4 protein-coding genes are annotated in these 24,209 nt (G+C 54.3%); all 4 read right to left on the bottom strand.

What is annotated here, in order from left to right:
• Positions 1–126: 126 nt before the first annotated feature.
• On the bottom strand, positions 127–1,410 hold the full coding sequence (locus HMPREF1207_RS24620) for an MFS transporter (protein WP_009672430.1): 1,284 nt from the start codon (positions 1,408–1,410) through the stop codon (positions 127–129).
• A gap of 14 nt (positions 1,411–1,424) precedes the next feature.
• On the bottom strand, positions 1,425–9,530 hold the full coding sequence (locus HMPREF1207_RS24615; RefSeq protein WP_231392133.1) for a non-ribosomal peptide synthetase: 8,106 nt from the start codon (positions 9,528–9,530) through the stop codon (positions 1,425–1,427).
• Between the two features lie 41 nt (positions 9,531–9,571).
• The gene (locus HMPREF1207_RS24610; RefSeq protein ID WP_009672374.1) at positions 9,572–16,141 is read right to left on the bottom strand and encodes a non-ribosomal peptide synthetase; all 6,570 of its coding nucleotides are present in this window, start codon (positions 16,139–16,141) and stop codon (positions 9,572–9,574) included.
• A gap of 94 nt (positions 16,142–16,235) precedes the next feature.
• Positions 16,236–24,194, bottom strand: coding sequence for a non-ribosomal peptide synthetase (locus HMPREF1207_RS24605; RefSeq protein WP_009672437.1), 7,959 nt, complete (start codon positions 24,192–24,194; stop codon positions 16,236–16,238).
• Positions 24,195–24,209: the final 15 nt, after the last annotated feature.

Raw genomic sequence — 24,209 nt, 5'->3', positions numbered from 1 at the left:
TAATTCATGTGCTTTGTTAAAGAGGTGGGCTAAGGTCTTTTTCACCGGGCACAAAAAAACGACCTCCCGCTTCAAGCGCAAGAGATCGTTTTCCGACTAAAAACCGGCATAAGACGGTGCTTTGTTTTACAGAAATTCTTTAGCAACCGTGCCTTTACCGGCAAGGTTATCTTCCGTTTTTTCTTTGTCGGCGGTTTCCGAAGGAATCTGGAATGTCCTCACCGCTTTTAACGCCAGCAGCAAAACTCCGCATGCGACAATGACCAGAGCGCTGATGAACAAAACGCTGTCCAGTTCGAAACGCAAAGCGAGAATGCCTCCGATAAACGCTCCCAGCGGTAAAGCCGCGTTGGACAGCGTATGAAGGAAGGCCATTACCCGGCCCATCAACTGAGAAGGAGTGATAATCTGGATCAGCGAAGTCTGCAGCACATTAATAATACCAGTAAACACGCCCATCAGAAGGATCGCGGAAAGCTTCATCCACAGCGCGGGAACGATCGCGAACAGATACAGTGAAGCGCCCATAAGCAGCCAGGATACGGCGATCATCATCCCATTTTTTTTGAGCACGTTAATCAGCGCGGACCCTACGAATATGCCGACGAAAAAGGCGATGTACAGCAGGCTGTAATAAATCGGCGATCCGTAAGAGACCGACATGGACGGGACGGTAATGATAAGTATAGACATCGAAAAGTTAGTCAGTGCAAAAAACGGCAGCATGATTCTAAGAAACGGGCTGCTCGCGACAAACCGGTAACCTTCCACAAGCTCGCTCGTATACTCTTTGATCTTCAGCGGACCTTTCGGCGCGCCTCCTGCAGCTTTCTCAGGCTCCATCTGCTTCTTAAGCTGCACATAGATGAGTCCGGACAGGAAGAGCATTCCGCTGGCCAGATAAAACGTGTTTTTCATGCCCAGCAGTATAATAATAGAGGCCCCGACCAAGTATCCCGCCACATTAATGAGCTGGTCTGTAGACGAGATCATGGCATTGGCTTTGACGATTCTGTCCGGTGACTGGATCAATTGCGGAAGCATTTTATTGTTGGCCGGATAGAACAGCATTGAGAAACAGGATGCAATAAACACGAGGACTAGTATCGCAAGCAAATTGGCGCCCCCGTCAGTGATAAGAAACGGTACCGCCAAAATCAGTACGGCCTGAACGAATAAGGAGATGCTGGCCAGCAGCGACGGAGAATACCGGTCAACCAGCGGCCCCAACAAAAAACTGAAGATAGAAGCCGCCGAAATAGCGGTAAACGTAAAGCTCGTAAACGAAACGGAAGCCGTCGATTTCTGAACGAAATACAGCAGGACGATCGAATAGATGCTATCCGCGATGTTGGCGGAGGTTCTGGACAAATAAAAACGGACAAACAAACTGTTTTTAAACAAAGACATCTCATTTCAACCCCTTACTGCTTGATGGTCTGGAAGGTCGGATTCACGGACTCGAACATGCGGCGGATCGTTTCTTCGTCTTCCTCATAAGGCAGCAGGAGAGAAATGTGCAGAAGGTTACCCGTATGCTGTACGGTGAAATAAATGACAGGCCGAACTTCGGTCGAATTAAAGTCCGGATCGTCCAGTTTTTGGAGAAGTCCTCCGTCTTTCTGGATTTCGCCGAGATAATTCACAACGATCGGCAGCTTATGAAGACTGTTCTGTAAATAATAGCCGGATAGAGGATAATCTTCTGCCGTTTCCCGGTTATAGATCAGGTTGAAAAAGTTCAGATTATGCGTCGAAGCCGTATGAAGAAGATTTTGTACGGAGCGCTTCTCTTCATCGGATATTCTGTCAAGCAGAACCGGTATCTGATCGATGCATTCGCCGATCGTATCGTAATAATGGCGCCCCGTATAATGCCTGCCGTAATTCGTAAGCCAGACCGGCACATCTTCCAAGCCGAAATACCTTGAGAAAAACCGTTCCGCAAGATCAAGAGCCTTGTGCCACATACGCTCGGCGAGGTCCGTTTCGGCAGCCTGCCCTTCCATGCTAATCTCATGCAGATACTTTGTGGCTTTGGAGCGGTTTTTCCCCTGTAGGGCTTCTCCGATCACCAATGTTTGCTGGTAAAAAGATTCCAATCTGAAACGTTCGTTAATCTCGGCATCGCCGATTCCAGCCGGACCTTGCCGGACTTGACCAACATAGCTGCGGTACGAGTGGTCGGGCCTGTTTATTTCGTGCCTTGAGGCCTGCTCCTCGTCCGCGTTGTAAAACGCAAGCACATCTGTTCTCAGAATTTCACTGCTCATGCCGTCAAAGATGATGTGTGAGCACGGAAGCAGCAGGTAATGCTCCCGCAAGTTGAACGAAACCAGGGCAAACCGGTATAGGGCGCTGCCTCCCAGCTCATAAGGGCGGAAATAAAGCTCTTTCAACAGCCCTGACATGATTCGCTGCTGCACGGAAGGCAAGTATGCCGATAAATCAACAACTGGAAGAGCAAATCCCGGTGATCTGACTTTCAGTTCCCAGCGCCACTGTTCCCCCGTCTGCACGAGTTGGCTTCTCAGCAGATCATGCTTCCCGATCACCCGCTGCAAAGCCGCATTTAACCGCTGCGTATCGATCATTTCGTCAAAAGATAGGAGCGTGCCCGATGCTTCGGGATAAGCCAGATGATACTCTTGGATCGGCGCCAGCGAGTACTGCTCGGCAGCCGGCATCTGCGCCAGGGCGGTTCCCCAAGCCTCATTGGAGGATGAGACTTCTTTCAGAACATGCATTAGAGTATCCTGCAGGTCCGATTCCGTTAAATTAAGCGCTTCTGCTGACAGTTCTTGCCCTGTCTGTCCATTCTCTCTGGCTGCAAACCTTTCCCCGTTTCCATCTTCAGAAACGCCCTGCGGTACGATGAAATGAGGATGAAGATCTTCATGGAAGTTGGAACGGATAAGTTCAATAATCTCCGGCAGCCGCTTCTCGTGATCAGGAATGAGCTGTAGAAGCACCACCTTTTTGTCCTCACGCATGTCTGCCTTTAACCTGAATCCGGGACCGAACGTGACGTGCAGTAGCTGCTCCGCTTCTTCGAAAGTCTTAACGCCGGCATTGTCCCTAACATGGACGGAATGCTTGCGGGGCGACTCTGATCCGGATTCTTCAGCCTCCTTAAAGGCAGGAAGAAGTTCCGACAATCCGCGAATCGTCTGCACCTGGAACAACTGGTGCATCCCTATTTCCAGACCCAGCTCCTGCGCTTTGGATATAAGCTGGATAGCTTTGAGGGAATGGCCGCCGAGTTCGAAGAAATTATCGTCGAGACCGACTCTCTCCACACCGAGTACGCTTTCCCATATACCTGCCAGAAGTTTTTCCTTGGTGCTTTTCGGCGGGGCATATGGGAATGAGGAGAGCCCGTCCTGCTCCGGTTCTGGAAGTGCTCGACGGTCGATTTTTCCGTTTTTCGTAAGCGGCAGAGAAGGCAGGAACACGTAGCGGGCAGGGATCATGTAATCGGGAATGCGTCCGCTCAAGTATGCTTTCACCTCAGACGGCGTGAGGTATTCGCTTGTTCCGATATAAGCGCAAAGGAACTTAGAACCCTCGCCGGATTCTTTAACGGCGACAAATGCCTCGCGCACAGATTCGTGCCCAAGCAGCCGGGTCTCGATTTCCCCCGGTTCAATCCGGTAGCCCCGGATTTTGACCTGCTGGTCCATCCGCCCCAAATATTCGATACTCCCGTCCGGCAGCCACCGTCCCAAATCGCCGGTCCGGTACATTCTTTCACCGGGTCGGAACGGGTTCGGCACGAATTTTTCCCGGCTCAGATCTTCACGATTCAAGTATCCCCTGGCCAGCCCGTCACCGCCGACGCAGATTTCTCCTTGAAGACCGACAGGCAGCAGCCTGCCCGACAGGTCCACCACATAGGCGGTGGAATTCGCGATCGGTCGGCCGATCGGAATGTTTCCATACTCCCGGTCGATAGGAAAGCAGCAGGAGAACGTCGTATTTTCCGTCGGGCCGTAGCCGTTGATAACCGTGAGCTGCGGGCAAGCGTTTCTTACGGAAGCGATCATGGTCGGCGACAGCACATCTCCACCTACGAGCAGATACCGAAGCGGCGCGAACAAGGCCGGATTGGTTAACGCCAGCTGATTGAAAAGCGGCGATGTCAACCACATCGTGGTAATTCCGTACGCTTGCAAAGCTTCCTCCAGCTTGCCGGCGTGAAGGAAAACGGATTCCGGCACAATGCATAGCTGGAGTCCGTTAAGCAAAGCGCCCCAGATTTCAAACGTGCAAGCATCGAACACAAGCGCGCCGGTAAGCAAAATGCGGTCCGACGGTTCAAACGTAACAAAGTTGGTGTTTTTGACAAGACGGACAACGCTTCGGTGCTCGATCATGACCCCTTTGGGACGCCCTGTCGAACCTGATGTGTACATGACATAAGCGAGAGATTCCGCGTCCGCTGTGCGCGGTAAGTTGCTTTCGCTGCCGGCATACACAGAAGGGTCCGCCAATCCAAAAACGGTCCCTTTGAAGCCTCCAAGCAAACTTTGAGCCAAATTCGGGTCTCCTGCAAGCATTACAGCTGCCGCACTGTCATCCAGCATGTACGCGATGCGGTCTTCGGGGTACGAAGGATCGATGGGCAGGAACGCTCCTCCCGCTTTGAGAATGGCTAGTATTGCAACGATCATTTCAGGCGACCGTTCAGCCATAATCCCCACTAGCGTATCCTTTCCGACACCAATTTCACGCAGCTTCCAGGCAAGCTGATTGGCTTTCCGGTTAAGCTCGGCGTAGGTGATCTCCTTGTCTCCAAAAAGAACAGCCGCTTCATCGGGCCTCAACGCAGCCTGTTCTTCAAACAATTCATGTACGGCGGCATCCCTCGGATACTCTGTCTTCGTCGCATTGAATTGTTCCAAAATCAGGTCCCGTTCACTCACGGTTAATAAATCGATATCCGACAGTAACATGTCCGGGTTCTCTGAAATTTGCTTTAATAGTTGCACATAATGATCGGCAAATTTTCGCACAGTGTCTTCTTTGTATAGCTTTGTCGCATATTCAAAACTGAAAGAAAGAAGCGGGCCTTCCGAGCTTTCCGTTTCCTGGGCGGTGAGAGTCAGATCAAACTTGGAAATTCCGTTGTGATGCTCAACCGCCGCAAACTCGACGCCATCCGCTCCCAGCTCGCGGGATTCCGTATTTTGAAGCACAAATACGGTATCGAACAGCGGGTTGCGGCTAACATCCCGGCGCAGCTGAAGTTTCAGAATCAGGTCCTCAAGCGGTACCAGTTGGTTTTCAAACGCCTGCAGGGCGTTCTGCTTCACCTCATCGAGGAAAGCCGCGAACGTCTTCGAACCTGACGGATAATTACGCAGAGGAAGAGTGTTTACGAACATGCCCAAAACGTCCTCCAAATCTGCATGAGGCCTTCCGGCTACAGGAGTGCCGATAACCAGATCATCCTGTCCGGAATACTGGGCAAGCAGCGCGTTATAAGCGGCAAGCAGAAGCATATAGAGCGTTGCACCCTGACGGGAAGCGGCCTGCTGCAACCGCCGTGTAAGTTCGTGATTCGCCTCGAAACCATAGACGGCCCCTTCAAAGCTCTGCAGTTGGGGACGCGCATAATCCGAAGGAAAGTTCAGGACGGGAATCTCGCCGCTGAACGTATCCAGCCAAAACTTTTCCTGACGTACCACGGTACCGTCTGCCGATAACTGATTCTGCCACATCGTGTAATCTTTGTACTGGACAGAAAGCTCCTCTAGTTCTTCTTCCCGATAAAGCCGGGTAAACTCCTCGGTCATCCGTTCAAGAGAAGTTCCGTCGGTAATAAGATGGTGCATATCGATCAGCAGCAGGTGACGCTCGGCCTCCGTCTTTACGAGACCCGCACGCAGAAGAGGGGCCGTTCCCAAGTCGAACGGACGGATAAAGCCATCTGCAATTGTTTGTATATGCGCTTCACTTTGATCGTCCGTCCAATCGGTGGACAAATTAGTAAGCTCCGTAACCTCTACCTGAAAAGAGACCTGCGCCGGATCATGAATAACCTGCACATATTCCTCCTGAATTCGGGTGAATGAAGTCCGAAGCGCTTCGTGCCTTGCAATCAGCTTACGGAAGGTCTCATTAACCTTCTCCGGATTAAGCGCCCCTTTTGCCTCGAGAATCAAAGGAACGTTATAGGCCGTTGCGGCTCCCGATATTTCCTGTACGACCAGCAATCTGCGTTGGGCCGGAGATACCGGATACCAGGGTTTTTCGGGAGCTTTAGGGATCGGTGCGTACGCTGCCTCCGTTATGCCCTTTGCGGTGATTGCAGTCGCCTGTGCTTGCAATGTCTGGGCCTCGAATACTTTTCGGAGAGGAAGCTCAACGCCGAATTCCTTCGAGATTCTGGCAAGAAGAAGCGCCGCTTTCAGAGAATGCCCGCCTCGTTCGAAAAAATTATCGTGGAGGCTCACACGCTCCGCGCCAAGTACTTCCTGCCACAGCGAAGCCAGACGAACTTCTGTCTCGGTTTCCGGTGCCGTATACTCATCGGAAGATCCACTGGACGGATCAGGCGCTTGGAGCGCTTTTCTGTCGATCTTGCCGTTAGGCGTCAGCGGAAACTCCTTCAATGGGATAAAATGAGCCGGCACCATGTAAGACGGCAAACCCGAAGCCATATGTTCGCGAAGTTCGGAGGCAGCCGGAGCTTCCTCTTCGGAGGTATAATACGCGCACAGCGTTTTTTCCGATGAGATTTCGTGAACGAGAACAATCGTCTCCCGTACCCTGCCGTGCTGCAGTAGCCGCGTTTCGATTTCACCGAGCTCGATCCGGTAGCCCCGGATTTTGACCTGGTGATCAATACGTCCCAAATATTCCAGGTTGCCGTCAGGCAGCCATCTGGCAAGATCGCCCGTACGATACATTTTCCGCCCGGGCTCAAAAGGATTCGGAACGAATTTTTCGCCGGTGAGAGCTTCGCGATGCAAGTAGCCGCGCGACAAAGCCTCTCCGCCGATACAAAGCTCCCCGGCCGTTCCCCGAGGTACAAGCTGCAAATCGGCATTCACCAGATACACCTGCGTATTGTAAAGCGGCTTGCCGATCGGAATCATCCGGTGATTTTGCACGGCAGTACCCCGCTTCGCTTCCCATACAGTCGCGCAAATCGTCGCTTCCGTCGGACCATAAGCATTAAAATAATCCACATGCGGACTCCATCTGCGGACCAGTTCCGGTGAAGACTCGGAACCGCCCGTAATCAATATCCGCAGCGACGGCAAACGTCCGGGGTCCAGATAAACGGCGAAAGTGGGCGGAAGCATGGCAAGCGTTATTCCGTTATCCCGCACAAACGCTTCAAAGGAATCCAATTGAACCAGCTTTTCTTTCGGGGCCAGGTATAATCCTCCACCCATAAAGAGCGCCATATACATTTCCCAAACGGAAGCGTCGAATGAAAAACTCGCAAATTGCACGATACGGTCTTCAGGGCCCAATCCCAGCGTATTCTCGTAGAAAAGCTTCATGTTTGCCATACCCCGATGCTCGATCATGACGCCTTTTGGCTTACCCGTAGTTCCGGATGTATAGATCACATAAGCGAGATGGTCAGAGGTGACAGAAACGTGCGGATTGGTTTCAATCCCCGTATACCACTGCTCGTCCTCCATAAAGACCGTATGTCCGGTAAATTCCGTATTGCCCGCGAGATGCCGGTGCGTCAGCAAAATCCGGGTTCCGCTGTCCTCGAGCATGTACGAGATTCTCTCCTGCGGATACTCGGGATCTACCGGGAGATAGGCGCCTCCCGCTTTTAGAATGGCGAGAATGCCGATCACCATTTCGGGAGAGCGTTCGGGCATAATAGCTACAATGGTATCCGGCCCGACACCCAAATCTTGCATTGCGGCCGCCAGCCGATTAGAACGTGCATTCAGCTCGTTGTAGGTATACCGCCGATCCTCAAACGATATGGCGATACGGTCGGGATGTTTTTCCACCTGCTCTTCGAATAAGCCATGTATCGTTGAAGTTCGGGCGTACGGTGCGGCCGTCTCGTTCAGTTCTTCCAGAAGCAGCCGCCTTTCGTCTGCGGACAACATGCCGATTTGCGAGAGCATTAAACTCCTGTTCGCCGAAATTTCCCGGAGAATCTGTATATAATGGCCGGCTAACCGCTCGACAGTCTGTTCTGCGTATAGTTTGGTCGCGTACTCGAAAGTAAACGTCAGCTCTTCGTCCTCCTCCGCCAAAAGCGAAAGATCGAATTTGGAAACGCCCGACTGCGCTTCATAAGGCTCCAGGAGCAATCCGTCCATTTCCATCGACTGGGAACCTTTAGTCTGCAAGGAAAAAACCGTATCGAAAAGCGGATTGCGGCTGACATCCCTGCGAAGACCCAGCTTTTCAAGCAGGCTTTCCAGCGGATACTCCTCGTGGTCAAAAGCTCCCAGAGTTCCTTCCTTGATTTCGTTCAAGAAGGAGAGGAATGTTTTGGATCCGGCAGGTGCCTGGCGGATGGCCAGCGTATTCACAAACATCCCGATCAGCGGCTGAAGCTGTGTATGAGTCCGGCCCCCGACTGGAGTTCCGATGACGATGTCTTCCTGATCGGTATATTTATGAAGCAAAACGTAATAGGTCGCAAGCAGCACCATGTACAGCGTAGAACCGGTCTCCGAGGCCAGACGGCGGAGTTTATCCGCAAGCCCCCGGTCCGTCTCAAACTCGTAGCGTCCGCCTTCGAAGCTTTGCAATTGAGGCCTCGGGTAATCGGCGGGCATGTTCAGTACGGGAACTTCGCCCTCGAACACGTCCAACCAGTATTTTTCCTGCTTGAGGAATACACCGTCGCGTATTCGCTCCTGCTGCCAATATGCGTATTCCTTGTAGTGCACGGGCAGTTCGGGCAGAATTTCACCGCGGTAGATCCGGTTGAATTCCTCCGCCAGAATTTGCAGCGACAGGCCGTCCGAAACAACATGATGCATATCCGTCATCAAAAGATGCCGTTCCGGCGCCAACCTGATCAATGCAGCTCTGAACAGAGGTGCCCGGCGTACATCAAACGGACGGACAAAAGAGGAAACGCATCTTTCGATGACGCTTCTCTCTTCTTCCACGCCGGAAACCGTTTCTTCCGAATAGTCCAGCTTAAACAAAATTTCGCCCGGTTCATGAATGATCTGTTCGTACTCCCCATCCTTCTTCCGGAAGGAGGTACGCAGCGTTTCATGACGGGAAATCAAGGCCTCAAACGCTCCTTGAATCTTCCCCACATTTACCGGTCCTCTAGCTAGCAGGACGAAAGGCATATTGTAGGCGGCGGCGGTATCTCCGATTTCCTGAATCAGAAGCAACCTTTTCTGTCCGGCCGATACCGGATAAGCGTCCATTTTCTCCAGGGGACTCGGCCCGGCCGACGTGCCCGCCCCGCTTCCCGCCGGGCGGGACGCGGACAATCCTTCCTGAGCGAGCCTCGCTTCCAGAAGTTTACGTTTTTCCGGCGAGAGACTGGCTATTCGCTTCGATAAATCCACTTGGCGCACTCCCCTCTCCTGGTCTGTACCGTATGCACCCTCTACACCTGCTCAAGCGCTTCGATTTCCCGTAAAATTTCCTCCAGCCTGCGAATCTCATCCAATTCCTTCCGGAGATGCTCTGCTATTTCCGCGATAGTCGGCTGCCGGAAAAGCTGGCGCAGCTCCAGTTCGATTCCCCATTGTTCACGGACTTGGGCAACGAACAAAGACGCTTTGAGCGAATGTCCGCCGAGCTCGAAGAAATTATCGTGAACTCCCACCCTGGTAGCACTCAGAATACCGGCCCACATGGCGGCTAATTGCTCCTCGATCTCGTCTCCGGGAGCAACGTAATCGGCTGCGGAAGTTTGCACGGCATCCAAGCCGAGCAGCGCTTTGCGATCCGTTTTTCCGTTCGGCGTCAAAGGGAACTTCTCAAGCTGGGCGAATGCGGCCGGGATCATGTAATCCGGCAGGCTTTGTCCAAGGAAGGTACGGATTTCCGCTGCCGGAATTTCCGTTTTCACAACGAGATATCCCGTTAACGTGTGTCCGCCGGAAACATCCTCTCTGGCGAGGACGACAGCTTCTTCCACGGCTTCATGGTGGACGAGAGCGGTCTCGATCTCACCCAGTTCGATACGATACCCTCTGACCTTGACCTGGTGGTCCAAACGTCCGAGAAACTCGAGGCTGCCGTCCGGGAGCCATCTGGCAAGGTCGCCTGTCTTGTACATGCGCCCCCCGCCTTTGCCGAACGTGCAGGGAACGAATTTCTCCGCCGTCAGATCAGGCCTGTTCCAGTACCCGCGTGCCAGTCCTTCGCCCGCAATACAGAGCTCGCCCGGCACTCCGGCAGGCTGCAGCTTGCCTCCTGCGTCGACAATATAAATCTGTGTGTTGGCGATGGGCCTGCCGATATCGATGGAGGCGGCGTTCGTCAGGTTCTGCACGGCAGACCAAACCGTCGTTTCCGTCGGTCCGTACATGTTGAAAATGTTCAAATCCGGGAATTCCTGCAGTGAACGCAGAAGCGCAGTCGGCATAGCCTCGCCGCCTACGAGAATATTGCGGACGTTCTTCAGGCTTGAGGCCCCTTCAGGGCTCCCGAGCAGCATTTGAAGGCGCGAAGGCGTAATCTGCAGCGTATCTATACCGTGAACGGAAATCAGGCCGCTGAGCGCTCCCGGTTCCGTCTGATGCAGAGTTTCCGCAAGGACGACGCTCATCCCGCAGGTGAGCGGAAGCAGCGTCTCCAGCACGAAGATATCGAAAGATACGGTCGTTAAAGCCAAAATTTTACGACCGGGGACAAATTCGATTTTTTCCCGCATCCCGGTAAAAAAGTTCGATACGGAACGGTGCTGGAGCATGACCCCTTTCGGATTCCCCGTCGAGCCCGACGTGTAGATGACGTAAGCGAGATGATGAGGTTTGCTGGCAGGCTCCAAATTGCCGGTCTCGCCGCTGTAAACTCCTTCCTCATCAAGGGAGATGACGGCACCCGCAGTCTGTAAACCTTCCGCCAGTGCTCCCTCGGTCAGAAGCACACGGGCTTCGCTGTCTTCCAGCATGTAGGCAACGCGTGCCGCCGGGTAATCGGGGTCAATCGGCACATAGGCGCCGCCCGCTTTCAGAACAGCCAGGAGGCCGATCATCATCGAAGGAGAGCGCTCCGTCAGCAGCCCGACGAGCCGGTCCGGTCCGACTCCGTGACTTTGCAGCGTGCGGGCCAGCGAGTTCGCTTTTTCGTTCAACTGCCGATAAGTGAAGACCTGATCGCCGAACAACAAAGCAGGGGCATCCGGAGTCAGGGTAACCTGTTCTTCAAACTGGCGGTGAATCGTTTTGTCGTAGGCGAATGCAGCGGTCGTATCGTTAAATGACTCCACAAGCATGTGTCGTTCCCGTTCTTCCAGCATATCGATCGCCGACAGTTTCATGTCCGGATTGCGAACGGCAGCCTCCAATATGCGAAGATAATGACCCGCAAGCCGCTGAACCGTTTCTTTTCTGAACAAGCCGGGTGCATATTCAAAGTGGAAATCGATGCCGCCGGTTTCGTTTTCTTCCGCCTGGAGTGTCAGATCCAGCTTCGCTACCGCATGCCCGAACTCGTAAGACTGGAACAGTTCACCCGGCTGGCCGATCTCTTCGATACCGAGATTTTGAAAAATAAACATCGTATCAAACAAAGGATTTCGGCTTAAATCGCGCTTGAGAGAGAGCTTGTCCAGAATCGTCTCCAAGGGAATTTCCTGGTTCTGGAACCCTTGTAGCGCGGTTTGCTTGACCTCTTCAAGCAACTGACTGAACGTCTTATCCCCGGCGGGAAAACTTCTCATCGGCAGCGTATTGACGAACATCCCGATCAGCGGCTGCAAATCCGCATGCGTCCTGCCGGCGACGGGCGATCCGACAATAATGTCTTCTTGTCCCGTATAGCGATGCAGCAGCGTGTTGAATGAAGCGAGCAGGACCATATATAAGGTCGCGCCGGCACGGGCTGCCGTTTGCTTCAACGCCTCGGTTTCACTTGATTCGAGCTTGAAGACAAACTGGTCTCCCTCGAAGCTCTGGAGCGGTGGCCGCATATAATCGGTCGGGAAGTTCAGAACCGGCAGCTCGCCGCTCAGCTTCTCCATCCAATAAGCTTCCTGGGCGTCCAAAACGCCACTGGAACTGCGTTTTTGCTGCCAGACGGCGTAATCCTTGTACTGGATTTTAAGAGGGGCCAGCTCTTCTCCGGCATAAAGCCGGTTAAATTCATTGGCAATAACCGCCATGGAAACACCGTCGGCTATAATATGGTGCAGATCGATTAGAAGCGCCGTTCCCCCGCAGGTCAGATCCGCCGCTCCAACTCGGATGAGCGGAGCCTCCGCAAGGTTAAAGGGACGGATGAACCCTTCGATAACCCGGTCAAGCGCCTCTTTCTCGGCAGGTGTAAGGATATCTTGTACCGCAGTCCGATTTTCCGGATGATCGCTCGCTCCGTTACCGCCCGTATTTTCCGGTGCGATCTCTTCATCGGTTTTCACGATCTCCCATAATCCCGAAAATGCCGGAATCTCCTCAATCCCGCTCTTCTCCTTCGTTTCCCCGCTTCCGCCAAGTTCCGTTAAGGAAGTTTCCTCCGCTCCCGACAAAGAGATTTCTTCTACTTCAAAAACCACCTCCGGGTGATTTCTCTGAACGATATCGGATTCAATCTGCTCAAAGGAAGTACGAAGCGGCTCATGGCGGGCGATCAACTTCTCAAAAACGGTTTGAAGGCGTCTGCGATCCAATGGAACCCGGCTGATCAGCACATGCGGAATATGATAAGCCGTGCTCTCTTGTTCGAGCTGATCCAGCACCATTAATCTTTTTTGCGCCGAAGTGACAGGATAAACGTCACGTGGTTCGGCAGGTTCGATAGCTTGGTGAGCCGAGTAGGCTTCCTTGCGGATCGCTTCGGCCATGGAACGGATCGTAGGCGACTCGAACACCTGACGCAGTGGTAGATCAACCTGCAACCGTTGATGTATTTTGGAAACCAGCAGCGCCGCTTTCAGGGAGTGCCCGCCCCGGTCAAAAAACGAATCGCCGGCACCGAGGTGTTCCACCCCTAGCACTTCCTTCCAGATGGCGGCAAGCGCTTCTTCCATTTCGCCCTCGGGCGGAATATACCCGCTTTCATCCCAGACCGTGTCTGGTGCAGGAAGCGCTCTGCGGTTCACTTTGCCGTTGGATGTGAGCGGCATTTCCGGCAGGAATACGAAATAAGAAGGAATCATATATCCCGGAAGCTTTGCGGCAAGGGACTCCCTCAGAAGTACCGTTTCCGGAGCCGGGTCCGGACCGCAAACGAGATAGGCGCACAATACCTTCTGTCCCTGCCCGTCGGTCCGGTCCATCACGAGTGCTTCCTTTACCATCGGATGCCGGAGCAAAGCCGCTTCGATTTCGCCCAGCTCGATCCGGTAGCCACGGATTTTGACCTGGTGATCCAGCCGTCCGAGATACTCGATGTTGCCGTCCGGGAGCCATCGGGCCAGATCACCCGTTTTGTAAATGCGGCCGGAAGGATCGAAATCCGCTGCCGCGAATTTTTCAGCTGTCAGTTCGGGCCGGTTTAAATAGCCTCTGGCCAACCCCGTACCTGCGATACAGAGCTCGCCCGCAACTCCGACAGGCTGGAGGCGGCCCACGTTATCCGTAATGTAGAGTCGGATATTATCAATCGGTTTTCCGATCGGCACGCGATCCAGCGGACTTTTTCCAAAGGAGCAATCAAAATAGGAAACATCAATGGTCGCTTCCGTCGGTCCGTACAGATTGATCAGCCGAGAGCCGTTGGTTCGGTAAAACAGTGAATTAAACCGGTTCGCCTGCTGAGGATTGAGTGCTTCTCCGCTGGCGAATACATAGCGCAAACTAGCCAGAGCACCCGGTTCCAGCCGGCTCTCCGCATGGTCGAGAAAAACGGATAGCATGGAAGGCACAAAATGCATCGTCGTCACATTGTACTTGTCGATAGCCCTTGCGATCTGCGCCGGATCTTTTTCCGCGCCCGGTTCCAGAAAAACGACTTTAGCCCCATACGCCCCCCACCAGAACAGCTCCCAGACGGATACGTCGAAGCTGTAAGGCGTTTTCTGCAAAATGACGTCTTTTTCGTCCAACGGGTAGCGTTTTTGCATCCAGTGAAGGCGGTTGATCAGGGCGCGATGCTCGATCATGACCCCCTTCGGATTTCCGGTCGTACCTGACGTATAAATGACATAAGCTAGATGCTCCGGTCCCGATCCGCGGGAAAGATTACTTCCGTCACCCGTCAAAAGATTTTCAGCATCGAGCTCGACTGTTTCTGCACCGGCCGGAGCACGTTCCAACAGATCCTTCTGCGCAAGTACAAGAACAGCCCCGCTGTCGGCGAGCATATAATCGATTCTTTCCTGCGGATGCCCCGGGTCAATCGGCAGATAGGCCCCGCCCGCCTTCAATATAGCCAGTAGCCCGACCATCAACTCAATGGACCGCTCGCAAAGAATACCGACCACTGAGTCCGGCTCCACACCCTTTAAGCGCAGCTGCCGGGCGAGACGGTTGGCGCGCACGTTCAGTTCACGGTACGTAAGACGCTTCTCGCCGAATATGACGGCGATTTTTTCCGGTGTCATGGCTGCCTGAAGTTCAAACCAGCCGTGCATGGTTTTCTCGGCAGGATAGGAAGCACCGGTGTCGTTAAACGCACGCAGTTGGCCGCATTCTTCATCCGTGAGCAGATTTATGCTGTCCAATGGAATGTCAGGCGTTTCCGTAATTTGCTCCAGCACTTGATGCAGGTGCCCGGCAATCGCGCGGATTCCCGCATGTCCGACAATCTCCGCATTAAAGCTGAATTTGATTTCAAGCTCTCGTCCCGGTATTACCGTCAGCGTAAGCTCATAGTTTGTCTGCTCGAAGCCGTCCACTTCCGTGATGCGCAGGCTGTTTTTGGCCGATTCCCCGTCTGTCCGCCCGCCTTCTCCGGTCTCATCTCCGGTTCCGATCAGTTCTTCGGATATCGGATAATTTTCGAACACAACGAGATGACGGATCAGATTGTGCTTTAACTGGGACTGCGCCTGGATGTCCGCAAGCGAAAGATAAGAATGCGCGTTGGATTCCATCCAGTCGCTCTGCACACGGCTCAATAAGGCGGCAAAACTTTCGCTCTTCTCCCCGCTGATGCGCAATGGAATTGTATTGATGAACAGCCCTACCATGTTCTCGATGCCCTTAATTTCTTCGGGCCGGCCCGAAACGACGGTGCCGAACACGACATCCGTGCTGTTGTTATACCCTTGGAGAAGCACGCCCCAGGCTGTCTGGAAGACAGTGCTTACCGTAACCTGCTGGCGCTTTGCGATCTGCTCCATCTTGTGTGTAAGTGCGGCGTCCAGCTTCAAAGAATGATGTTCAAGCCGGAAAGGGGTGTTACCCTCCGCCCGGCTGAACCCGGGAACTGTCGTTTCGTTTTCCAGGCCATCCAAGTACTTGCTCCAATAAGCTGCCGCTTCTTCCCTGTTCTGATTTTCCAGCCACTGGATAAAACTGCTGAACGGATACACCGGCTCCAGGTTGGCCCGAATTCCGTCCCGAAGCGAAGTATACAGGCTGAAAAAGTCGTTGGCGACGATGCCGAGGCACCAGCCGTCCATAACGATATGCGGAAAACTCCATACGAGTTTGCAGGTGGTCTCACTCCATTTAAATAAAGCCAGACGAAGGGGAACGTCCTTTTCCAAATCGAAACCGTTCGTCCTGTCGCTTCCGGTAAACTGTTCAAGCGCAGCCGTTTTGCGAGCCTCGCTCAAGCCGCTAACGTCGTCCGTATGGACGGAAGGCGCCTCTCTCTCCTGAAGCACCACCTGAAGGGGACGCTCCGTTTCTTTATATACAAACACCGTGCGGAAAATATCGTATCTCTCTATAAGCAGCTGAAGGCTCTTCTGAACCAGCTCACGGTCCAACACTTCACCGACGGTAATGATATTTTGCTGAAAATAAGCTTCGGAATCCCGATCCAGCATGGAATGATACAGCATGCCTTCCTGCATGGGGGACAGCGGATAGATGTCCTTAATCTTCACTTGAGACACAATTTCACTCTCCTTTAAACTTCCGGCCGTCCCGCAGGACAGCCCGGAAGCGTATGTCCGCCTTAAGCGGTGAAACGGGGAGGACCAAAGGTTTTTAAAGCTTTAGTTTACCGGCCAACTGGGCCGCCATATTCTCGAACTGTCCGATGGACAGGTTCTGGTAAGTAAAGTCGGTCGGGCTCTGCTCGGCGGTCTCTTTTTCGCAGCAGTGGCGGATCAGCTCCAGCAGGTATTTCTTGAATCCGCCTGCCAGCTTCTCGACCGTGTCGTCCCGGTACTGATGACGGTTGTAGTTGAAGGTTAAGCGGAAAACTCCATCCGAGACCTGCCCGTTGATATCGAAAGCGAACGGTCTCTCGCTGCCGCCGCCGATTTCATCGCCTGTCTGGTGAGAGGAAGGCCCGAATCTTGCTCCACCGTCGCCCTCGCCGTCGAATTGTCCCAGGTAATTAAAACTGATCTGCGGTTCTTCGAAAGCGAAAGGGAGTTCCTCAAGATGGATACCTTCTGTTAAATAGCGCAGAATGCCGTAGCCGATTCCTTTGTTCGGTACGCGTCGCAGCCCGTCCTTCACCAGCTTGATCTGATGCCCCAAGTCTCCCTGGCCTCTCATATCAAGCACAAACGGATACATGACGGTAAACCAGCCGACGGTACGAGATACATCCACATCTTTCATAATTTCTTCCCGGCCGTGCCCCTCAATGCTGACGGCAATCCGGGAAAGTCCGCTCCATTCTTGGAAAGAAAGCCCTAACGCCGTAAGGAGCAGATCGTTAATTTCGGTGTTGTAGGCTTGCTGCGCGTGTTTCAGCAGCTTTTCCGTGCTGTCGCGGTCGAGCTCGATTTCAAAGTCTCTGCCGTCTTCGACTTTATCCGAAGCTGCCTTATTATCGTACGGCAGCGAATCCGGAATCTGCGATGAGACAGCGGACCAATAACTCAGTTCCGATTGAGCGCGGCTGCTGTTCGCATATTCCGCCAGCCGGGCAGCCCACTCGCGGTAGGAATCGGTTTTGGCCGGAAGTGAAACGGCAAGGCCGTCCAGCACTTGTCCGTAGGCGGTTTCCAGGTCTTCCAGCAGAATTCTCCAGGAAACTCCATCGACAACCAGATGATGAATAACGATCAGAAGATGGTCGCTTTCGGCTGTGCGGAAAAGAGCGAGCTTCACAAGCGGGCCGCGATTCAGCGCGAATCCGCTTTGCAGCTTATCCGCAAGCGTCCCGATCTCTGGGCCGGGTTCTCGCGCAAGAGTAAGATCATAGGCCAGCAGCTCGTATGCCTCTCCCTCTTTCCAGTCCCGCGTTTCAGCTGTAACGCCGCCTTCTTCCGTAGGCCGGAATACGGTGCGAAGCGCATCGTGGTGCAGGGTCAGCTTATCCCAAGTCTGGCGAAGCGCTTCTTCGTTCAGCCTGCCTTTGCTTTTCAGCATAACGGCCTGATTATAATGATGAAGGTCCGTATGGTGACGCTCGAAAAATCTCCGCTGAATAGGAGCAAGCTCCGTCTGCCCTTGGACGATCCCTTGGGGAATTGTCCGCTGCACAACCTGGATATAAGGAATCACCAGCTCGATCTGCGGATGGCGGAACAAATCCCGCAGCTCCATTTTGAGCCCGCTGCCGTTCAAACGCGCGGCAATCTGCAGAGCTTTGATCGAATCGCCGCCTAGTTCGAAGAAATTATCGCGCACTCCCACCTTCTTGATTCCCAGTACGTCCTGCCAGATTTCGGCCAATGTGTGTTCCATCTCCGTTTCCGGCTGGACGTAATCGGCCGTCAGCCTAACCGAACCGTCCGGTTCCGGAAGGGCCCTGCGGTTGATTTTACCGTTGCTTGTGAGCGGCATCGCATCCAGAAAAACGAACTGCGCGGGTATCATATAATCCGGCAGTCTTTCGGCGAGTCCGCCGCGGATCTCGGAAACCGTCAGCTCCGCATCTTCCGCGCAAACCAGATAGGCGCACAAATATTTCTGCCCGTTCGCGTCCGTCCGGTCCATTACAATCGTTTCTTTTATTTCGTCCCGGTTCAAAAGCCTCGCTTCGATCTCACCCAATTCAATCCGGTAGCCGCGGATTTTGACCTGATGGTCGATCCGCCCGATATATTCCACGCTGCCGTCCGGCAGCCAACGGGCCAGATCTCCCGTTTTGTACATCTTCGCCTCGGGGCGGTGCGGGATCGGCACGAACTTCTCCGCCGTCAGCTCGGAACGATTCAGGTAACCTCTGGCCAAGCCCGTTCCGGCGATGCAAAGTTCCCCCGGCACGCCTATCGGCTGGATTTGATGCTTGGCGTCCACGATGAACAGCTCCGTGTTGTCAATCGGTTTGCCGATTGGCACCTGCTCCAGCTGCTGCCCTGACGGGCAATCGAAATACGTCACATCGATGGTCGCTTCGGTAGGACCGTACAAATTGGCCAGTACGGCTCCGCCCGGGGTACCGATCAGCCGGTCAAACCGGTTGGCATGCTGGGCCTGAAGCGCCTCCCCGCTGGCGAAAACATAACGGAGCGAGCCCAAGTCTCCCGCCTGCCTGTTTTGCTCAATATGATCAAGAAAGACAGACAGCATGGAAGGAACGAAATGCAGGGTGGTCACGCAGCTTCGCTTGATTTCATCCACAATAACCTGCGGCTCTTTCTCTCCGCCGGGAGCCAGGAATACGACTCGTGCGCCCTGTGTCCCCCACCAGAACAGCTCCCATACGGATACGTCGAAGCTGTAAGGCGTTTTTTGCAAAATGACATCGTCGCGGCCGATCGGGTATTTTTTCTGCATCCAGTGAATTCGGTTCACCAGCGCCCGGTGCTCGATCATAACGCCTTTCGGATTACCGGTCGTACCCGAGGTGTAAATAACATAAGCCAGATTTCCGGGCCCTGCCGCTCCTTCGGAAGACAGCGGGCTGAAATCTTCATGATAAGATTTCTCCTCATCCAGCAGGATGCACTCGTACCCGGCAGGCAGTTGCTCGGCCCACTTCGATGCGGTAAGCACGATACGTGCTCCGCTGTCATCCAGCATGAAGCCGACTCGGTCACTGGGATGAGCCGGATCGACCGGCAAATACGCGCTGCCCGCTTTAAGGATGGCAAGGAGACCGATCATCATTTCGGCCGATCTCTCGGTCAAAATGGCGACAACTCCGTCTGGCCGCGCCCCTTTGGCCCTCAGAGTACGGGCGAGGCGGTTCGCACGCTCGTCCAATTCCCCGTAGGTGAGCCGGTTCCCGCCGAAAACGACGGCAATCCGGTCCGGATCCTCAGCGGCCTGCTCCTCGATCCACCCGTGGATCGTTTTATCTTCCGGGAACGGGGCCTTCGTATCGTTAAATTCCACGATAATCCGGCGTTTTTCCGTTTCGGTCAGCAGCTCGATATCGGCGAGATTCACATGCGGATTGCGGACGACGGTTTCAAGAATATTAAGGAAATGACGACTCAGCTTCTCGATCGTTTCCCGCTTAAACAGCTTGACCGCATATTCGAACGACAAGCCGAGCCTATCGGGGAACTCTTCGACGCTCAGCGTCAGATCGAATTTCGCGATCCCCATTTCGAACTCAACCGGCCGGAATGTAATCCCGTCGAACTGGAACTGGTTCATGCCGGTGTTCTGCAGGACGAACATCACATCGAACAGCGGGTTGCGGCTCACGTCACGGCGCAGTTGCAGACGCTCGACGACTTCCTCGAACGGAATATCCTGATTTTCGTAGGCATGCAGCGCTCTGTCTTTTACTTCCTTCAAAAAATGCGTAAACGGCTTATCGGCGGAAGGAAAGTTCCGCATCGGCAGCGTGTTGACGAACATTCCCAGCATCGTCTCCAGATCAGGGTGCGGGCGGCCCGCCACCGGAGATCCTACGACAATATCTTCCTGCCCGGTGTATCTGTGAAGCAGGGTATTGAAGGCAGCGAGAAGGACCATGTACAAGGTCGTACCCGTCTGGGCGCACAAGCGGTGCAAGTCGGCGGTCAGTCCGCTGTCGATTTCACAGATCAGGCTGTCGCCTTCAAAGCTTTTGATCGCCGGCCGGATATAATCCGCGGGCATGTCCAGAACAGGCACGTCTTCTCCGCCGCCGAAAAGCTCCTTCCAGTACGCGGCTTGTTTCTCGGTCGCCCCTTGGGCGATTTGCCCGTTCTGCCACGCGGCAAAATCTTTGTACTGGATGCGGAGCGGAGGAAGCGTCTCGCCGGCATAAAGACGGCTGAACTCCTCTACGAACACTTCGATCGAGATACCGTCGGTAATAATGTGGTGCATGTCGGCCAGAAGCAGATGCCGTCCTTCTTCGAGCTTGATCAGCTCCGCCCGTATAAGAGGCGCCTGCTCCAGATTGAACGGGCGGATAAATGGCCCGATTAGCGATTCCAGCACCGAATCCGGCTGCTTCGCTCCGACTTGCACACCGCCTGAGACCGCTTCGGCTTCTTCCGTGAGCTCGCTTACCAATGCCGTGGCGGCTTCAGCGCGGGCTTCGTGGTGCCCGTCCGAGTCCAGCTCGCGGTAGGAAACCCGGAAACCCAGCGTTTTGTGGATACGCTGCACGGGTGCTCCGTCGATGACGGCAAAAGACGTCCGCAGGGACTCGTGGCGGCCGATCATTGTCCCGAACGCCTCGTCCAGCCGCTCTCTGTCAAGCGGACCTGTCATTTCCAGCGCGGCGCACATGTTATAAGCGCTCTCCGCGTCTCCCAGACGGTCGATAATGAGCAGTCTTTTCTGAGCCGGAGATACCGGATGGTATTCCTTCTCGCCGACTGGTTCTATGTCCGCAAAGGCGCTTTCCTCCGAGCCGGCGATTAGCGGGGCCAGCCCGCGCACGGTCGGATGGGCGAAAACTTCCCGGAGCGGCACTTCGACGCTGAACTGCTTGGCGATGCGGCCAATGAGCAGAACCGCCTTGAGCGAGTGCCCGCCAAGCTCGAAGAACGAATCGTCGATGCCGACGGTTTTGACGCCGAGCACTTCCTGCCACAGCTCCGCGAGCTGCGCTTCCGTTAAAGTGCGCGGTGCGGCGTAAGCCGACACCGGTGCCGGATCCCCGCTCGGCGCAGGCAAAGCCTTGCGGTCAATCTTGCCGTTAGGCGTAAGCGGCAGGCTTTCCAGCCGCACGATATGGGCCGGAACCATGTAGCCCGGCAGCTCGGCGGAGAGCCGCTTCCGCAGCCAGGCCTCGTCGGCATGGCCCGCCACATAAGCGCACAAATACTTGTGCCCGCTTGAATCCGTGCGGTCGGTGACAACGGCCTGCGCGACTCCTTCAAGCTTCAGCAGCGCCGATTCTATCTCGCCGGGCTCGATGCGGTATCCGCGGATCTTGACCTGGTAGTCGATCCGGCCGATAAAATCGACGCTTCCGTCCGGCATCCAGCGGGCCAAATCTCCCGTCCGGTACAACCGTCCGCCTTCGGCAAACGGGCTGGGGACAAACTTCTCCGCCGTCAGTTCAGGACGGTTGAGGTAGCCGCGCGCCACGGAATCTCCGCCGATGCACAGCTCGCCCGCCACACCCACCGGGACCGGCCGCAGCGCGGAATCCACGATGTAGAAACGGTGATTACCCAGCGGCTTGCCGATTGGAACGTTGCCGGATTCCGGCAGCTTTTCCGCAGCTTCCTCGTAAAAGCTCGAATCGATGGCCGCTTCCGTCACACCGTAGCTGTTCATGATCCGCATGCTTCCCGCAAAACGCGACAGCAGCGTCCGGTAATCGTGCACGCTGCAGCTGTCGGAGCTCGTGATCAGCAGCTTCATCGCGCTGATGTCCGTCCCATAATCGTACACGTGCTCCATAAGCGGCAAAATGAGAGCCGGCGTAGATTCGAACACCGTGATCCGGTGCTTTTCCAGATAGCTCGCCAGCGCGGAAGGATCGATCCGCACCTCCTGGGGACAAATAACCATCGTTCCCCCGTTCACGAACGTCCGTGCGAGATCGCCCGCAAATACGTCAAACGAAAAACTCGCGATCTGCAGGAGTTTTACGTCAAATCCCCCCAAACGATACCCGTACCGGTATCCGAATGAAGTGTTCACATAATGCCGGTGTTCGATCATCACACCCTTGGCATTGCCCGTCGTTCCGGACGTGTAGATCACATAAGCAAGGTCATCGGGTTTATTGACCGGCTCAAGGTTGCTTACCGCTTCTTCCGGATTCAAGCCGGAAAGCCAGGCCTTCTCCTCACCTGAATCCGGGGCCTCTTTCGCCCCCGCTTTCAAAGGCGTTACGAAGCCTTGATTTTCCGCGGCTTCCAGAAAGCCCTGTATATCGAGAATACTTCCTAGATAGTCGGCTCCATGGAGCAAATCGGTCAGTTTTGCCTGGGTAAGCAGTACCCGGGCACCGCTATCGCGGAGCATGTATGCAATGCGCTCTGCCGGATAAGTCGGATCGATCGGTATATAGGCACCGCCCGCTTTCTGAATGGCGAGAACTGCCGTCACCATATCGGCCGAGCGCTCAAGCAGAACGGCGGCCGGACTGTCCGGCCTCACGCCCTGTTTTCTCAAAATACGCGCCAGCACATTCGCCCGCTCATTCAGCTCCCGGTAGGTCAGCGAGGTCTCTTCGTACACTACTGCCGTTTTGTCCGGAGTCTGTACCGCCTGTGCCTCGAAAAGCTCATGAAACGTCCCTTCCGGATAAGAGGCCGAAGTACCGCTCCATACTTCCGCAAGTTCTTTTCGCTCCGGCTCGGACAAAAGAGTGAATTCGGAGACGATTTTTTCCGGCTGGCTGGAGGCCTGGCCCAGTACCGTCTCCAAGTGCCCCTGAATTCTCATGATTTCCGCTTCGCCGTATGTGTGTCCGTTATAGGAAAGCGTAATGTTTAAAACATCCCCGTCTTCTACCTCGATATTGAAATCGTAAGGAGTCTGCTCGGATAATCCCGCCTCCGTAATAGCGAATCCGAGCCGGTTTTCCAAATCCTCCTGACCGATCAGCTCCTGCAGCGGATAATTTTCAAATACGACGATATGCCCGATAAGATCCTGTTTCAAGGCCGATTGAGCCTGGATTTCCGCCAGTGAATAATAGTCATACGCACGTGTTTGAATCGTCTGCCGCTGAACTTCCTTCAACAAACCGGTAAACGTGTTGTCCGACTGCAGCGAGATCCGTACGGGAACCGTATTAATGAACAAGCCCACCATCCGCTCGATGCCTTCAATCTCCGGCGGTCTGCCTGACACGACAGTCCCGAAAACGACATCCTCGCTTCGGTTATAGCGACCGAGAATGAGCGCCCACGCGGCCAGAAACAAGCTGCTGATTGTCGCACCGCTGCGTTCCGCAATGCCGCGGAGCTGGCGGGCCGTATCCGCCCCGACCGTAAACTTCCGCTCCGACGGCAGGTAGCCTTTACCGCCGGATATCCCGGTATTGCCAGGCAATCCCGACGGTTCTTCCACGCCTTCCAGCAGAGCCCTCCAGTAATCCGACGCAGCCGTCTGATCCTGCTTTTGCAGCCACTGCACATAAAGGCTGTAAGGCCGGACCTCAGGAAGGGACGCTTGCCGTCCGTTTTTTTCGGCTTCGTAGTAACTGAGAAGCTCTTCCAGCACAATGCCGATGCACCAGCCGTCCATGATAATATGGTGAAACGTGAAGAGCAGCGTATATTCCTGCCGGCTTGTCCGAAGGACAGTTAACCGCACCAGCAGTTCCTTGCTTATGTCAAAAGGACGATTTTTATCGGCTTGGATCAACGATTCAAGTTCGGTATTCCGTTCGCTGTCCGGTAACACGGCCAGATCCTCGAAAAAGACAGAAGCCTCCCGTTCTTTGAATACGATTTGCCGGGGCTTCGCGACATTTTTGTGATACATATTCGAACGGAGCGTTTCATGCCGCTTCACAAGAAGGCAAAAGCTCCTTTCCAGCGCCTGCACATCCAGATCTCCGCGTATGGACAGGCTCACCTGCTCCAGGTAGGCGTGCGAATCGGGATTCATCAGCGCATGAAACAGCATGCCTTCCTGTAAAGGCGTCAAATGGGACATTTTCTCAATTTCCAGCCCTTTACTCATCCGTAACTCCCCCTC

The sequence above is a fragment of the Paenibacillus sp. HGH0039 genome, from assembly GCF_000411255.1.
GTDB lineage: Bacteria > Bacillota > Bacilli > Paenibacillales > NBRC-103111 > Paenibacillus_F.
This window is presented reverse-complemented; position numbering and strand designations above follow the sequence as displayed.